This window comes from Pseudomonas sp. Marseille-Q5117, assembly GCF_946901175.1.
Lineage (GTDB): Bacteria > Pseudomonadota > Gammaproteobacteria > Pseudomonadales > Pseudomonadaceae > Aquipseudomonas > Aquipseudomonas iranensis.
In genome coordinates this window covers 151,231-166,218 of sequence record NZ_CAMPPP010000008.1, presented here as the reverse complement: position 1 = coordinate 166,218, position 14,988 = coordinate 151,231, and the positions used below count along the sequence as shown (strand labels likewise).

Genomic DNA, 14,988 nt, shown 5'->3' with positions numbered 1-14,988 from the left:
AGCAACAAGGGTGCCAGCTCATGGGCACCCTTCTGAGAAAAGCATCTGGATGTTTTGCAGCATCGATCAGGTGGCGAACAGATAGCCTTCGACGTCCATCCCGGCGTCGCGCATTTGCGCCAGTTTGTAGCGCAGGGTACGCGGGCTGATGCCGAGTTTTTCGGCAGCTTCCTTGCGCCGGCCACGCTCGGCGCGCAGGGTGTCGATGATCATCTGAAACTCCCGGCGGCGCAGGTCATCGCCCAGGGCGCCGGAAGAATCCGCCTCGATTTCCACCTCGCGGATCACCGGTGCCGCGACCGGCGACGGCGCAAATGTCACCGCACCGCTCAGGCAAAAATCCTGCGGCTGAATCAAACCGCCCTGCTGCAGAATCAACGCACGCTGAATGGCGTTGTCCAGTTCACGCACATTGCCCGGCCACGGATACGCGGTCAGGCAGGCTTGCGCTTCGGGCGATAGCTTCGCTGCGGCGTGCTTCATTTTATTGACGTGTTTGGCCAACAACTTTTCCGCCAGCGGCAGGATATCGGCAGTGCGCTCGCGAAGTGGACGCCACGCCAGGGGGAAAACCGACAAGCGGTAAAACAGGTCCTCACGGAAGCGCCCCGCCGCCACTTCGCCGGCCAGATCGCGGTTGGTCGTGGCGACCACGCGAATATCCAGACTGATTGGCTTGCGCGCGCCCACTCGCTCCACTTCACGCTCTTGCAGCACGCGCAGCAGCTTCGCTTGCAGGCCCAGGGGCATTTCGGAAATTTCATCGAGCAGAATGGTGCCGCCGTCCGCCTGTTCGAACTTGCCGGCCTGCGAGGCGATAGCGCCGGTGAACGAACCTTTCTCATGACCGAACAGCGTCGCTTCGAGCATGTTGTCAGGAATTGCCGCGCAGTTGATCGCGATGAACGGATGACTGGCCCGCGGCGATTGTTGGTGAATGTAGCGCGCCAGCACTTCTTTACCGGTGCCGGACTCGCCGGAGATCAACACAGTCGAGTCACTGCGCGCGACCCGTGCCGCCAGCTCGAGCAACTGCGCACTGGCCGGTTCAACGGCGACGGGACCGTCCGCTTCGCCCGCGTCGATACTGCCCAAGGCATGGCGCGCCACCAGATCGAGCAGCGCTTTGGGTTCGAACGGCTTGACCAGATAATCCGCCGCACCCTGGCGCATTGCATCGACCGCACGCTCGACCGCGCCGTGGGCGGTCATCAATAGCACCGGCAATTGCGGTTGGCGTGCGCGCAGCAACGCGAGCAATTGGTGACCGTCCATGCCCGGCATATTGACGTCGCTGACCACCAGGCTGAAGGCTTGCTGCGCCACGGCCGTCAACGCTTCTTCGGCGCTGCCGACGGCGTGATAGTCGTGGCCGGCGAGCAGCAGCGTATCGGCCAGCGCTTCGCGCAACGAACGGTCATCCTCGACCAGCAACACCTTGATGCCCATGACGTTTATTCAACTCCCTGTGCAGCGGAAAACAGCGGCAGACTGACCTGCGCGCAGGTGCCGCGCCCGACTCGCGAACGCAGGGTCAATTCTCCCTGATGCGCACGGGCCACCGCTTTGACCACGGTCAGGCCGAGGCCGGTGCCGGTGACTTTGGTAGTAAAAAAAGGCTCGCCGAGGCGCGCCAAAACTGTCGGCTCAATGCCGCTGCCGCTGTCGCTGACACACAGACGCAGGGTGTTGCCTCTGGTGTAGCAATGCACTTTCAGCCGCGCCTCGCCGGCGCTGGCCTGAATGGCGTTTTCAATCAGATTCAGCAGCGCGCCGACCAGCGTATCGCGGTTGCACAGCAGCTCACCGGCATGGCTGTCGCACTGCCAGCGAATTGGCAGATCCTGCACATGGGTCAACGCCGCAGCCTGCAGCGATTGCATCAGGGCATTGGGCGTAATGCGGTCGGTCAGCGGCAATTCACCGCGAGCGAACACCAGCATGTCGCGCACTTGATGTTCGAGTTCGTGCAGCCGCTCTTTCAGGCGGCCGGCAAAACGTTGCTGGGTTTCCACCGGCAATTGCTGTTCAGTCAAATGACTGGCGTAGAGCAAAGCGGCGGACAGCGGCGTGCGAATCTGGTGGGCCAGCGAGGCAACCATGCGCCCCAGCGACGACAAACGCTCATGCCGTGCCAGTTGATCCTGAAGATGCCGGGTTTCGGTCAAGTCGTTGAGCAGCACCAACTGCCCCGGCTCGGCATCCAGCGAGCGGGTGGAGATCGACAGACGTCGACCGTTTTTCAAGGAGATTTCGTGACCGTCGTCTTCACGGGGAGCGAAGCAGCGTGCGATCACATGGCGCCAGAGTTCGCCTTCGAGTGGCGAGCCAAGCAGATCGATGGCGGCCGGGTTGGCTTCGCGCACCAGTCCGTGTCCATCGATGACGATTACGCCGCCGGGCAACAGGTCGAGAAGGTTTTGCAGGCGATTGGCCAGGCGTTCTTTTTCCGCCAGTTCCTGCATGCGCTGGGCGCTGACCACGGCCAGTTCACCCTTGAGTTCGGTGACCCGCGCTTCGAGCAGGCTGTATGAGTCAGTCAGCTGACTCGACATCTGGTTGAACAGCTGGAAGGCCTGCTCAAGTCCCTGACGACTTGCCTGCTCTACGGACGAGGGTTGCCCCACGATATTGGAGGCAGAAGAGATCTGGGCGGCTTGGGGCATTGGGCTCTCTCGCTTGGCTGACCGTCAGTGAAACGGAACGTTGCGAGGGCTATAGCAATACCCGTGCCTAAAAAAAAACCGCTTATAAATGAAGCGCTTGCAAAACAGGCGTCAATCATCCGCCTGTTCGTCTCCTCCAGCCCGGCTCATGCCGTACTTGCGCATCTTCTCGACCAGAGTCGTGCGGCGAATACGCAGACGTTCAGCGGCCCGTGCCACGATGCCATTGGCGTCGTCCAGGGCTTGCTGAATCAGGCCTTGCTCCAGACCACCGAGGTAGTCCTTGAGATCGAGGCCTTCCGGCGGCAGCAGTGCACTGGCGCTGAAGTCAGGCGTATGGCCGTTGATCGCGACGCGCTCTTCCAGATCGCTGCGCAGGCTGTCGACCATCTGCTCGTCTTCGTCGTCGACGTAGCGGAATTTCTTCGGCAACTCGACCACGCCGATCACTCCGTACGGGTGCATGATCGCCATGCGCTCGACGAGGTTGGCCAGCTCGCGGACGTTGCCCGGCCAGCCGTGACGGCACAGCGACATGATCGCTGCCGAGTTGAAACGGATCGAACCGCGCTTCTCGTGCTCCATGCGCGAGATCAGTTCGTTCATCAACAGCGGGATGTCTTCGACGCGCTCACGCAGCGGCGCCATCTCGATCGGGAACACGTTCAGGCGATAGTAGAGGTCTTCGCGGAACGAGCCGATCTCGATCATGCTTTCGAGATTCTTGTGGGTTGCGGCAATGATGCGCACGTCGACGCTTTGGGTCTTGTTGCTGCCCACGCGCTCAAAGGTGCGCTCTTGCAATACGCGCAGCAGCTTGACCTGCATCGGCAGCGGCATGTCGCCGATTTCGTCAAGGAACAGCGTACCGCCGTTGGCCAGCTCAAAGCGCCCGGCACGGCTGGTGATCGCGCCAGTGAAGGCGCCCTTCTCATGGCCAAACAGTTCGCTCTCGAGCAGCTCTGCAGGGATCGCCCCGCAGTTGACCGGCACGAATGGCGCGTCGCGGCGTTTGGAGTGATAGTGCAGGTTGCGCGCGACCACCTCCTTGCCGGTGCCGGACTCGCCGAGGATCAGTACGCTGGCGTCGGTGTCGGCCACCTGCTGCATCATCTGCCGGACGTGCTGAATCGCGCGGCTGGTGCCGACAAGACTGCGGAAAAGATTGGGTTCGCGATGACGGCCGCGCTCGCGGGCCTGGTCGTACATTTCACGATAGACCTGGGCGCGGTGCAGCGAATCGAGCAATTTGCTGTAGCTGGGCGGCATTTCAAGGGTCGACAGGACGCGTCGACGCTGGTCTTCAGGCAGGTCAACGGAAGAATTATCGCCCATTAACAAAACCGGAAGGAACTCATCCCAGGTTGCGAGTGTCTTTAGCAAGCCCAAAAGCGCGCCAGGAGCATTGACCGTCCCGATCAGTACGCAAATGACCTCACGACTAGACGACAAAGAGCCGACTGCCTGCTGCCAGTCATGGCTGCCGCAGGGTAAATTTTCTTCGCCAAGAAAATTCAGAATCACCGCCAGGTCGCGGCGGCGGACGCTATCGTCATCGATCAGCAGAATTTTGGTTTCACGCCACATGCAATAGCAACTTCCCTAGTCAACTCAATGCCCGAAAAATAAGGCAAGCGAGACGCTTGCAGGACACCATGTGCCTGTAGACGCCCTAAACCTGATAATAGCCACTAGTTAAGTCAAAAAACCGTGCACAGTCAAATTTATGGCGCACATCTCTGGTTCAACTGACGGTTAATCAACCAAACAGATGGTAAACCTTTGCAGCCTTTTGCGCTTGGGTGATCTGCGACATCTCGTTGGCTATCGCCTGCCGCTCGCCCATTGCCACCTCGAGAAGCTCTTTGTAGACGAATAGCAGCTCCTCAAGGTTGTCGCGCAGTGCCACTTCGTCCAGCGAAGCTTCCGCCATGACGTCTTCCATGCAGGAACGGCAAGCCAGATCCAACTCACCAATGGCTTCCCAGTTTCGCTCGGCCAATGCTCCGACCAACGCTTCACGGGTATCGGCTATTCGCTGCAATACAAGACTCATGGTGATCTCCTTCAGAACTGCGGAGCCGGCACGGGCGCGATGGCGTCCCAGCCTTCTTTTACCGTTGTCAGCAGACCGGCTACTTCATCGAGGACACGCGGATCACTGCTGATGTTGGCCTCGGCGAGGCGCTTCATCATGTAGATGTACAGGCCATCCAGATCGGCCAGCGCCTCGGCGTTGTTCTCAAGATCGAGGCCTTCACGCAGGCCACTGACAATGCCGATGGCCTTGCTGATCGCCGTGCACTTGCCGGGAATATCCTTGCGTTCGATGGCGCCTTTGGCCTGCGCAATCCGGGCCAGTCCACCTTCCATCAACATTTGCACCAAACGGTGCGGGCTCGCTTCGGACGTCTGCGCATGGGCGCCGACTTTCTGGTACTGCCGAAGGGCTAACATCGGGTTCATGTTCTACCTCATTGCCACGTTGACTCGTATAACCAGTGTATCGCCAACCGGTCCGAAAACTTTAGATCAAAAGACAAAAACCCGGCGCACGCCGATAAAGCGTAGCCGGGTTTTTGTCGTTACTGACTGTTACTTCGCGGACTGCTGAGCGTTCAGCGAGCTGAAGAACGACGTGATGTTGCTCGCCGTTGCCTTCATCTGGCCTACCAGCAAGTCCATGGCATTGTACTTGGCAGTCAATGTCGTCGTCAGGTTAGCCACACGCAGATCCAGCGCCGCCTGCTGCTTTTGCAGGCTCGATGTCAGATTAGTCAGGTTGGAACTGCGCTGATCGAGCAGCCCACCAGTCTTGACGTATGGATCAACCGCCGCAGTCATACGCGCCAACAGACCATTCTTGGAATCGGTGCCGCTGAAGAGCTGCTGAACCTGGCCAGCCATGCCCGGAGTTTCCATCCGCTTGTTGAACACCGCCGTATCGAGCGTCAGCAAACCGGTTTTGCTATCGGTCAATACGCCCATCTGCGAGAGCACGGACAATTGCCCCGCTCCGCCCGCCCCTGGATCTGTCAACTGAGCGCGCACATCCGCCATCAACGAACGCGGCAGAGCGTCACCGGTAAACGCCGCCGAAACGGTCAGATTGCCATCGGCATCCGGCGTTGCCTTGGACAAGGTGTCGATGGTTTTCTTCAGGGTGTTATAGGAATCGATGAACGATTGCAGCGATGTCTGGATGCCGGCGGTATTGGTCGCAACCGAAACGGTCGCTGGCGTTGCGACGCCATTGACCAATGGACTGGCAGCAGTCAGGTTAAGCGTCATGCCGCTGATTGCACCGGTCACGGTATTGGTCTTGCTGGTAACGGCCAGGCCGTCGATGGTCAGACTGGCATCCATCGCCAGCTTACCGACGGCTCCGGACGCACCGGCCGCCGGGCTGCTGCCCATTTCCTGGGTGCCATCGATTTCGAGGCCGGCGATACCGCTGACCTGCAGGTCCATGCCGGCGCCCGTCTTGTTCGAGCTGAGCACCAGTCGCGACGAACCGGTGCTGTCGGTCACGATGTTGGCCGAAATACCGTTGCTGGCCTGCGCGGTGTTGATCGCATCACGCGTGGACTGCAAGGTGGCATTGGCCGGAATCGCGACATTGTAATCAATGCCATTCTGACTGATTTTCAGAGTACCACTCGGAATGGCACTGGCGGCCCCGCCGGCGAAGGCGGCACTGGCGACTTTCGAGCCGGTGGCCAGATTTTTCACAACGACGCTATACGTACCCGGTACGGCGGTTTTATCCGATGTGGCACCGACAACAGTCGGCGTGTCCGAAGTCGCAGTAAAACCGGCAAACGCCGGGCTCGTTGCCTTGTTCAGATCACCCATTGCTTTCTGGTATGCCGCCAATGCGCTTTTCAGCGAACCGACACCGGAAATCTTCAGGCTGTTGGTTTTGGTCGCAGTATCGATCTGCGTCTGCTTGGCAGACTTGTCGGCGTTGACCAGCGCGGTCACGATCGCGCCGATGTCCAGGCCGGAACCCAGTCCGGAACCCGGTAGAATTGGACTTGCCATGTGCATCTCCCTTCAGATTGCTGCCATTCTTTTGACCGTTACACGCGTCCTGAGAACGAACAAACACTATTCATGCCATTTATCAGGCTTTGGCGTCGAACAATACATGACTTGCATTGGCGAGGCTGTCGGCCAGTTTGAGGGCTTCGGCGGAAGGAATCTGTCGAACGACTTCACCCGTCTCGCTCGCGATCACCTTGACGATGACCTTGCCGGAATGCTCGTCGATCGAGAACTCCAGATTACGCTTGATCGACTGGACGAACTTTTCTATCTCTTGCACCGCCAGTTTCAACTTGGCGCCGTCCGCATCCTGATCCTTGGCCTCGACCGGCGCTTCAGTCTTTTGGACTTTAGGCAGCTCTGACGGTTTGTCAGCAACCGGTGGCACTGGCTTGGGAGCCGGATAAGACACGTTAAGCTTTACGCTCATGTCCATGCCCATCACCTCTTAACGTAAAAAAGCGAGAGAGCACGACAAGCGCACTCCCCCGCTTAAACTCATTCCGAAATTACTGAAGCAGCTTCAGTACAGCGGAAGGCAGTTGGTTGGCTTGAGCCAGTACGGAGGTCGAAGCTTGCTGCAGAGTCTGCTGCTTGGTCAGGTTAGCAGTTTCAGCGGCGAAGTCGGTGTCCTGTACACGACCCTGAGCAGCGGTGGTGTTTTCAGTGATGTTCTGCAGGTTCTGGATGGTGCTGGTCAGACGGTTTTGCGAAGCACCCAGGCTGGCGCGGGTAGCACCGATGTTAGCGATAGCTGCGTCGATTGCAGTGATCGCGCTGTCGATGGCGACGGCAGCGTCAGAAGGGCTGGCGCCAGTCAGTACAACGGTGCCGCTGCCAACCGACAGGCTGACGGCGTCGAACTTGGAGCTCAGTACCAGGTCGATGTGGTTAGCCGAACCGGTGTTTGCGCCCACTTGCAGGGTCACAGTGCCAGCCGAACCGTCCAGCAGGTTTTTGCCGTTCAGGTTGGTCGAAGCCGAGATACGGGTGATCTCGTCGGACATCTGAGCGAATTCAGCGTTGGTAGCGGTCTGGTCAGCAGTGCCGTTGGTACCGTTACGGGCTTTAACAGCCAGTTCACGCATACGCTGCAGGATGTCGGTAGTAGCTTGCAGAGCGCCTTCAGCGGTCTGGGCAACGGAGATACCGTCGTTGGCGTTCTGGATGGCCTGGGTGTTACCGCGGATCTGCGAGGACATACGGTTGGAGATCTGCAGGCCAGCGGCGTCGTCTTTGGCGCTGTTGATTTTCAGGCCGGAAGACAGGCGCTGCATCGAAGTGGACAGAGCGTCGGAAGCGCGGTTCAGGTTTTTCTGAACGTTCAACGATGTGGTGTTGGTGTTTACTGTTAAAGCCATGACGAATTCCTCGTTGGTTGGGTACTGCGGCTTCCGGCCCTGGCAACCGCCGGGTATGGCCTAGAGAACCTTCGTAATAGTTATCGTCGGGATTGCAGGTTGCTTGAGGGCTTTTTGAAAAAATTTTGCCATCACCACGCCACCCCCGAGAAAACAAAGACTTAGCAGCACATCCAGCGCGAAAAAATGACGTCATAAAACCGCCTGCAACCCAAAGCCGCGGGCCAGCGCTGCGCAGCGGTTCAACGCCTGACAGTTTCCAGCAATTCGACCAGTTCGTATTCCATATAGTCAGCCAGGCCCAACCAGTCCTGGCGCTCCTGACAGTCGAGCATTTGCGTGAGCACCTGTGCCCACGCCTGCTGGATATCCACTGAGGCAGACGCCAGACATTGCTGGGCCTGTTCGAATACATCGACCATCGTCAGTGCCGCCTCAACGTCACGCCCAAGGCGAAACAACGCGGCACACTGACGACACTGATCCTGACACTGACTCAGCGCACTCATTGCACGAACTCCGGATTGAAAGCGGTCCCGGCAATCGATGCACCGGCGCGGCTGCTGTTGAGAAATTCGACCTGTGGATGCGCGGCGATATAACGCTCCAGCACACACAGATAGCCGCGAAAATTAAGCTGAGTGCTGACGCGCTGACCGTGGCCATCGCGCACCCAGTGCCGCGCCTGGGCCAGCGGCGGGCCCAGATCGCCGTCGTCCCAACCGGCGTGGGTCTTGTTCATCGGGAAGGCGAAGTCGGCGCCAAACAGAGTGATTCGACTCGCGCCCATTTTTACCGCGAGATCCACCGCCGGATGAATCACGCTGCCGCCGACGTGCAGCTCACCGCGTGGATACTGTTCTCGCAGGTCGCTGTAGATCGGGCTGGCCGAATAGCCGCCATAACGCTTGCCCTTCCATGCCTTCAATACCTGCGGATCGCTCATCGGCAAGTACACCAGCGCAATGTTCTCGGACGCCTCGCACGGCAGATGCCGAAAGCCGATGCGCTGATCGATGCTCACCACCAGATCAGGCTCGATGCCGTGCTCACGCAATGGCCGATAGGCCGTATCAACGCAGATGAACAACGGCCGCTCAGCAAGCTGACGGATCGCCGCCAGACGTTCGAAATGCTGCTCCAGCGTCGGTCCGGTGGCGATCACGTAGATGTCACGTCCAGCGCAACTGCCGAACAACTGCGCGACATCGTCATCGCCAAGCACCACCGGCAGACATTCCTGCAAGCGTTGCTGGATTTCCGGTGACTGCGGATCGAAATCGCGATTGTTGAATGTCAGGTGCACTTCATTGATCAGCCGGTCGCGGACCTTTGCATTGAAGTCATCGGCCAGCAGCATCTCGGCGGGCAAGGCAAAGAATGGCGTGAAGAAGTCCGGGTGATCACCGGCGTAAAACAGCGCGACCCGAGAATCCTGCAGCCACTGGCGCTGATCGAGCAACTGCAGCACCAGCGCAAAGAGCGCGCCATTGAGGATGTGTACGTACAGTTTTTCCAGGCCTACGCGCTCGAGCAGCACGCCTGGCAAGTCGCCCAGGCCAGTGCCATAAACGTGAAGTTGCGGTTTTTCCGGCAGGCTCGCCGCCTGGATCTGCGCCTCATGCAGACGATCATGGCGACTGGTCAGCTGAATGCCATCGACGCTCAGCGTCGAGCCCAGTCCTTGCACGAGTTCGGCCTGCACGGACGCGCTGTCTTCAGCCATCAATCGCTCGTACAGCGCCGGCCAGCGCCGTTGCAACACCTCGGCATTGGCTTGGAAAAACTCGCTCATGGCGCCTCGCGCTCCTTCTCGGGCAAAAAAATAGCGTTCAAGGTTAACCTTGAACGCTATTTTTGTATCAGTGCTTTTTGCTAGAGCCTACGGACGATAGATGATCGCCGAGCCCCACGACAGACCGACACCAAAACCGCTCAGCGCAACGCGCTGCCAGTCAGAGTCGAGGACATGTTTTTCCAGCAGCAATGGAATGCTCGACGACACGGTGTTGCCAGTCTCGACCATGTCCTTGATGAACTTCTCCGGTTCGCCTTCAAAGCGTCGCGCCACGGCGTCGACAATCGCCGCACTGCCCTGGTGAATGCAGAATGCGTCGATGTCATCGGCCTTGAGATTGGAATCGTCGAGCAGCTCGTGCAAGTGCGCCGGCACTTTCAGCAATGCGAAGTTGAACACCTGACGACCGTTCATGAAGAACACGCCGTTGCTGACTTTCAAGTGCGGTGCGCCGGAACCGTCGGTGCCGAACTTGGCCTTGCCCAGCGCCCAGGTCGGGTTTTCGCCCATCCACGTAGCGGTGGCGGCATCGCCAAACAGCATGGTGGTGTTGCGGTCTTCCGGGTCAACGATTTTCGAATACGGGTCAGCGGTGATCAGCAGGCCGTTCTTCAGGCCGGCGGCTTCCATGAAGCCCTTGATCGCGTAGATGCCGTAGACGTAACCGGAGCAGCCCAAGGAGATATCGAACGCTGCGACATTGGTCGGCAGGCCGAGCTTGTCCTGGACGATTGCTGCTGTGTGCGGCAGGCCTTCTTCATCACCGTTCTGAGTGACGACAATCAACGCGTCGATCGATTCACGTTTCAGTTCAGGATTGCTGGCGAACAGCGCATTGGCCGCTTCCACGCACAGGTCGGAAGTTTCCTGCTCAGCGTCTTTGCGCGGCAGGAACGCCGAACCGATCTTGCCAAGGATGAACTCTTCATCCTTTTCGAATTTTGCACCTTGTGCGTAATTGTCCACGCCGGCTACAGGAACGTAGCTCGCAATGCTTTTTATGCCAATCATTACGGCTTCCCAATAAAAAACAGCCCAAAACCACCGCTCGCAAGGATTCGAGGGGCGCCGACAAACAGAAAACGGCCGCCACAACGGGCAGCCACGGGAAGCGCAAAGGGCTATCACTGGAACCGCAAAACGGGCCAGGCGCCATCTCCCCGGTCAATACAATACAGTGAAGATGCGCGTTATGACTCGCAGGTCACGCTATTTTGCCGAATCGATGGCAGATTGGCTTATTCGATCAACGACCAGTCGAGCGGCGTACCGCGCTTGATCGCGGTGCGCGCACGGCGTCCGAGGACGGCTTCGGTGTGCTTGGGCGGCAGACCGAGACCGGGGCGAATGGCGCGCAGATTGTCCCCGGTAAAGGCTTCACCAGCGACCATGTCAGCGGTGACATACAGCGACCGGCGATAGACCAGCGACTTGCGCTCGGCCTCGGTCGGACCGTACTGAACACGCCCCATCGCCTGCCAGGCACGCTCGGTTTCGACGACCAGACTGGCCAGCTCCGCAGGCTCCAGGGAGAAACTCGCGTCCACGCCACCGGCCGACCGGTCGAGGGTGAAGTGTTTCTCCACCACCGTCGCTCCCAGCGCCACTGCGGCCACCGACACGCCAACGCCCATCGAATGATCTGAAAGCCCCACCTCGCATCCAAACAACTCACGCAGATGCGGGATCGTGCGCACATTGCTGTTGAGGGGCGTGGCCGGATAGGTGCTGGTGCACTTGAGCAACACCAGATCCTTGCACCCGGCCTCGCGGGCGGCACGCACGGTTTCATCCAGTTCGGCGATGCTGGCCATGCCGGTGGAGATGATCAGTGGTTTGCCGGTCGCTGCCACTCGACGGATCAACGGCAGATCGGTGTTTTCAAAACTGGCAATCTTGTACGCCGGCACTTCAAGGCTTTCGAGAAAGTCTACCGCGCTGTCATCGAACGGCGTCGAGAACGCGAGCATGCCCAACTCCTTGGCCCGAGCAAAAATCGGCGCATGCCACTCCCACGGCGTATGGGCTTTTTCGTAGAGATCGTAGAGCGACGTGCCGGCCCACAGACTGCCCGGATCCTTGATGAAGAATTCGCCTTCAGCCAAATCCAGGGTCATGGTTTCGGCGGTGTAGGTTTGCAGCTTCAAGGCATGCGCCCCGGCCTTGGCCGCCGCCTCGACGATTTGCAGAGCGACGTCGAGAGACTGGTTATGGTTGCCGCTCATTTCGGCAATGATGAACGGCGGCGCATCGGCACCGATGGTGTGCTGGCCAATCTTGAAACTAGACATGCGGGTGATCCTTCAAAACACGGCTGAACGCACAGGTTTCCTGGATGAACCCGGCGTCGCGAAAAACTTTCAATGAGGACTGATTGGCGGGCATGACCCGCGCAGTGATGCGTGTCAATTGCGGCCAGTGCGCAGCGACAAATGCTTCGCCACGGCTGAGCACTGCCCTGCCCCAACCGAGGCCGAAACGCCCCTCCAGCAGATAGATCGACACTTCGGCATCGAACCCGCGCAAGTCGTAGCGCAGCACCCCGACCGGGCCGTCATCCGCCTCGGCAATCAGCAGCAGCCGCTGCGGATTGCGCAAACTGGCCGTCAACCAGTTCAGATGCTGCGCCCAATCGATCACGCCGGTTTCCAGCGACCAGCGCCGTACCGCTTCGGCATTACGCCCATCGAACAGCAACTGCGCATCGTCCAGCGTCGCCGGGCGCAGTTTCAGCACCGCACCGGCCAGCGCCGCCGCCACACGCTCAGCACCGCGGCCATCGACCAGTTGCCGCGAGCGCTCGGCGAGGCTGCGGCGTAGAAAATGATTGTTCACGACGAATCCGACCGCATCACGCAACTGCTCGACGCTGACCTGCTCGCGAGCCCCCATGAACACATGCGCACCGGCAGCGGCCATGACTTCGCCGTTGGCCTGCTGATTATTCGCCACGGCGATGCAGATGGTCGGCAAGCCCAACGCCGCGCGCTCCCAACTGGTGCCACCGCCAGCGCCGATAAACAGGTCGGCGTCAGTCATGCGCTGATGGAAATCGCTGACGAAACTGTGCAGGCGCCAGTTCGGTCGCTTCTCGGCCAACGCTTGCATCTGCGTCCACGCCGGGTTGTCGGCGCCAGCGACGAAATCCACCTGCAACTCAGTGAAATCCGCCAGCGCCAGCATCGCGTGATGAGTCTGCCTCGCCGCGTCGAAACCGCCGAAATTCACCAGCACGCGCCGGGCCTTCGGTTTGATCTCGATGGCCTCGCAGTTGAATTCTTCGCGCAGCATGGCGTAGCGCGGGCCGAGCAAGGTGCGACAGCCTGGCGGCAGCAGCGGCGCGTAGTTTTCACTCAAGCCAGAGAGGTTCTGATTGAGCAGCAGATCGACGCTGTAGCGCCGCGTGGCCAGATCATCCACGGCGGCGATTCGGTGCGCCCAGCGCCGGGCAGCGGTTTGCCAGTGATGATCGAGTCCGTAATGGTCGACGATGATCCAGTCGAACGGTGCCTGCCCGTCCAGCAGCAGGCCCAGTGCATCAATATCGAACTGCCACGGCAACATCGATTCGATAGCCTGCAGCGGGTCTTCATCACGATAGCGCTCGGGCAGCGCGAAGGTCTCGAAGCCTTCGGCATTCAAGGCTTCCAGTCGATGCCCCGGCAAACGCCGACAGGCAAACGCGACGTGACTGCCCTGCTGTTTCAGCACCCGCGCCAGGGTCAGGCAACGGGCGATGTGGCCGCTGCCAATGGTTGGCGAGGCGTCGGCGCGGATCAGCACTCTCATTGCAGTTCTCCGCCGGCCTTGAGCGCCGCGTAAAGGTATTCGGCGCGCTGCCAGTCTTCGGGGGTGTCGATATCCTGGACCAGATATCGCGGCAGAATCACCGGCAGGCTGGCTGGCGAATACAGCACATCACCGCGCAACCACGCCGCGCTGCGGCCCCAGTAAAACTGCCCGGCATCCTGAAACGCCTCGGGCAAGTCCTGCGAACGAGTATTGCGAAACTCGGGATACAACGCCGTCAAGGCGCCGTCCCCGTCGACTGTCAGTGCACGCTGTACCGGAAACGCGAAATCACAAACCGAGAACGCAAATGATCGATGCGGATGCTGCTCCAGCAACTCCAAACCCTGACGCAGATAACGTGCCTGCAACAGCGGCGCAGTAGCGTAAATGCAGCAAGCGAAATCGAAGGACGGCAACTGCTGTAGTGCGTGCACAATGACCGCCGCAGTGCCGGTGAAATCATCGGCCAGATCGGCCGGGCGCATGAACGGTACCTGCGCACCGTGCGCCCTCGCGATGTCGGCAATCTCGGCATCGTCGGTGCTGACCACGACCTGCTCGAACAAACCTGATTCCAGCGCTGTGCGGATCGAGCGGACAATCATCGGCACGCCCACGAACGGCAAGAGATTCTTGCGCGGGATACGCTTGCTGCCGCCACGGGCAGGGATGATTGCGACGTTGCTCAAGGGCGTTTTTCCAACAGGAACCAGGTGATGTCATCGGCCGGAAATTGCCGATCACGGTGATAGACGAAGCCATAGTCGAGCAGTTGCAAATCGGCATAGCGATCAAGCATTTCCCCGGCAAAATCGCGTTTGAACAGCTTGCCGCTGTTACCGCGGTAAGCGATTTCCATGGGTGCCGGATTGTAGTACTCGGCGATCAGGATGTAGCGCTGGCTCAGCTCGTACAACTGCGCATAGGCGCGCGGCAACAGCTCGGGGGCCAGATGGATCAGCACGCCTTTGCTCAGGGTCAGATCGTAGCGGCGCTCGACAGGAAAATCGAACAACGAGCCGTGCCAGATTTGCGCGATGTCCAGCGCCTGCGCCTGCGCGCACGCGCTTTCGTTGATCTCGACACCAAACAGTTCGCAACGCGGCAATAACTGACGCAATGCCTGCAAATTGTTGCCGGCGTTGGTACCCAGCTCCAGCAGACTGTCGACGCGACCCGCCCGGCTCAGCGCTTTGGCGAAAAACCCTAGATTGCCCGCCACCAGCGCCTGGCCGACATTGCGCTCAACGTAATGGTTGCCGAACTCACCCTGCCAGAATCTTTCCTGCTCGCTCAGATCGCGCATACACAGTCTCGTCTACCG

At 59.6% G+C, this 14,988-nt stretch carries 15 protein-coding genes; all 15 read right to left on the bottom strand.

Annotation, left to right across the window (positions count from 1 at the left end; translation table 11 throughout):
• Positions 1-66: 66 nt before the first annotated feature.
• Positions 67-1,449: a sigma-54-dependent transcriptional regulator gene (locus OC605_RS15200; RefSeq protein WP_262137949.1), complete on the bottom strand. Its 1,383-nt coding sequence runs from the start codon at positions 1,447-1,449 to the stop codon at positions 67-69.
• A gap of 5 nt (positions 1,450-1,454) precedes the next feature.
• Positions 1,455-2,666 carry a sensor histidine kinase gene (locus tag OC605_RS15195; RefSeq protein WP_024012102.1) on the bottom strand — a complete coding sequence of 404 codons (1,212 nt, stop codon included), beginning with the start codon at positions 2,664-2,666 and terminating at the stop codon, positions 1,455-1,457.
• A gap of 111 nt (positions 2,667-2,777) precedes the next feature.
• Complete coding sequence (locus OC605_RS15190; RefSeq protein ID WP_016771084.1) at positions 2,778-4,253, bottom strand: sigma-54 dependent transcriptional regulator; 1,476 nt, start codon at positions 4,251-4,253, stop codon at positions 2,778-2,780.
• 172 nt (positions 4,254-4,425) lie between these two features.
• Positions 4,426-4,722: a hypothetical protein gene (locus OC605_RS15185; RefSeq protein WP_016771085.1), complete on the bottom strand. Its 297-nt coding sequence runs from the start codon at positions 4,720-4,722 to the stop codon at positions 4,426-4,428.
• 11 nt (positions 4,723-4,733) lie between these two features.
• A complete protein-coding gene (gene fliS / locus OC605_RS15180; protein ID WP_041479013.1) occupies positions 4,734-5,132 on the bottom strand; it encodes a flagellar export chaperone FliS in 399 nt (132 codons plus the stop codon).
• 129 nt (positions 5,133-5,261) lie between these two features.
• On the bottom strand, positions 5,262-6,710 hold the full coding sequence (gene fliD, locus OC605_RS15175) for a flagellar filament capping protein FliD (RefSeq protein WP_262137947.1): 1,449 nt from the start codon (positions 6,708-6,710) through the stop codon (positions 5,262-5,264).
• A gap of 82 nt (positions 6,711-6,792) precedes the next feature.
• On the bottom strand, positions 6,793-7,149 hold the full coding sequence (locus OC605_RS15170; protein WP_262137946.1) for a flagellar protein FlaG: 357 nt from the start codon (positions 7,147-7,149) through the stop codon (positions 6,793-6,795).
• A gap of 73 nt (positions 7,150-7,222) precedes the next feature.
• Complete coding sequence (locus tag OC605_RS15165) at positions 7,223-8,074, bottom strand: flagellin domain-containing protein (RefSeq protein WP_073472782.1); 852 nt, start codon at positions 8,072-8,074, stop codon at positions 7,223-7,225.
• A gap of 242 nt (positions 8,075-8,316) precedes the next feature.
• Positions 8,317-8,583 (bottom strand): hypothetical protein, encoded by a 267-nt coding sequence (locus OC605_RS15160; RefSeq protein WP_186566000.1) that lies wholly within the window; start codon positions 8,581-8,583, stop codon positions 8,317-8,319.
• Positions 8,580-9,869 (bottom strand): motility associated factor glycosyltransferase family protein, encoded by a 1,290-nt coding sequence (locus OC605_RS15155; protein WP_262137944.1) that lies wholly within the window; start codon positions 9,867-9,869, stop codon positions 8,580-8,582. Before OC605_RS15155 ends, OC605_RS15160 begins: the two co-directional genes overlap by 4 nt.
• Before the next feature lie 87 nt (positions 9,870-9,956).
• On the bottom strand, positions 9,957-10,883 hold the full coding sequence (locus OC605_RS15150; protein ID WP_016771093.1) for a ketoacyl-ACP synthase III: 927 nt from the start codon (positions 10,881-10,883) through the stop codon (positions 9,957-9,959).
• Positions 10,884-11,110: 227 nt separating this feature from the next.
• On the bottom strand, positions 11,111-12,163 hold the full coding sequence (pseI, locus tag OC605_RS15145) for a pseudaminic acid synthase (protein WP_262137943.1): 1,053 nt from the start codon (positions 12,161-12,163) through the stop codon (positions 11,111-11,113).
• Positions 12,156-13,661 carry a UDP-2,4-diacetamido-2,4,6-trideoxy-beta-L-altropyranose hydrolase gene (gene pseG / locus OC605_RS15140; RefSeq protein WP_262137941.1) on the bottom strand — a complete coding sequence of 502 codons (1,506 nt, stop codon included), beginning with the start codon at positions 13,659-13,661 and terminating at the stop codon, positions 12,156-12,158. The genes pseI and pseG overlap by 8 nt, the downstream gene beginning before the upstream one ends.
• The gene (pseF, locus tag OC605_RS15135) at positions 13,658-14,353 is read right to left on the bottom strand and encodes a pseudaminic acid cytidylyltransferase (RefSeq protein WP_262137940.1); all 696 of its coding nucleotides are present in this window, start codon (positions 14,351-14,353) and stop codon (positions 13,658-13,660) included. The genes pseG and pseF overlap by 4 nt, the downstream gene beginning before the upstream one ends.
• Positions 14,350-14,970, bottom strand: coding sequence for a pseudaminic acid biosynthesis-associated methylase (locus OC605_RS15130; protein ID WP_262137939.1), 621 nt, complete (start codon positions 14,968-14,970; stop codon positions 14,350-14,352). Before OC605_RS15130 ends, pseF begins: the two co-directional genes overlap by 4 nt.
• Between the last annotated feature and the right edge of the window lie 18 nt (positions 14,971-14,988).

Excerpts from the sequence above, each read along its gene's own strand:
- OC605_RS15200 (WP_262137949.1), bottom strand. The coding sequence starts at position 1,449 with ATGGGCATCAAGGTGTTGCTGGTCGAGGATGACCGTTCGTTGCGCGAA.
- OC605_RS15195 (WP_024012102.1), bottom strand. The coding sequence starts at position 2,666 with ATGCCCCAAGCCGCCCAGATCTCTTCTGCCTCCAATATCGTGGGGCAA.
- OC605_RS15190 (WP_016771084.1), bottom strand. The coding sequence starts at position 4,253 with ATGTGGCGTGAAACCAAAATTCTGCTGATCGATGACGATAGCGTCCGC.
- OC605_RS15185 (WP_016771085.1), bottom strand. The coding sequence starts at position 4,722 with ATGAGTCTTGTATTGCAGCGAATAGCCGATACCCGTGAAGCGTTGGTC.
- fliS (WP_041479013.1), bottom strand. The coding sequence starts at position 5,132 with ATGAACCCGATGTTAGCCCTTCGGCAGTACCAGAAAGTCGGCGCCCAT.
- fliD (WP_262137947.1), bottom strand. The coding sequence starts at position 6,710 with ATGGCAAGTCCAATTCTACCGGGTTCCGGACTGGGTTCCGGCCTGGAC.
- OC605_RS15170 (WP_262137946.1), bottom strand. The coding sequence starts at position 7,149 with ATGGACATGAGCGTAAAGCTTAACGTGTCTTATCCGGCTCCCAAGCCA.
- OC605_RS15165 (WP_073472782.1), bottom strand. The coding sequence starts at position 8,074 with ATGGCTTTAACAGTAAACACCAACACCACATCGTTGAACGTTCAGAAA.
- OC605_RS15160 (WP_186566000.1), bottom strand. The coding sequence starts at position 8,583 with ATGAGTGCGCTGAGTCAGTGTCAGGATCAGTGTCGTCAGTGTGCCGCG.
- OC605_RS15155 (WP_262137944.1), bottom strand. The coding sequence starts at position 9,869 with ATGAGCGAGTTTTTCCAAGCCAATGCCGAGGTGTTGCAACGGCGCTGG.
- OC605_RS15150 (WP_016771093.1), bottom strand. The coding sequence starts at position 10,883 with ATGATTGGCATAAAAAGCATTGCGAGCTACGTTCCTGTAGCCGGCGTG.
- pseI (WP_262137943.1), bottom strand. The coding sequence starts at position 12,163 with ATGTCTAGTTTCAAGATTGGCCAGCACACCATCGGTGCCGATGCGCCG.
- pseG (WP_262137941.1), bottom strand. The coding sequence starts at position 13,661 with ATGAGAGTGCTGATCCGCGCCGACGCCTCGCCAACCATTGGCAGCGGC.
- OC605_RS15130 (WP_262137939.1), bottom strand. The coding sequence starts at position 14,970 with ATGCGCGATCTGAGCGAGCAGGAAAGATTCTGGCAGGGTGAGTTCGGC.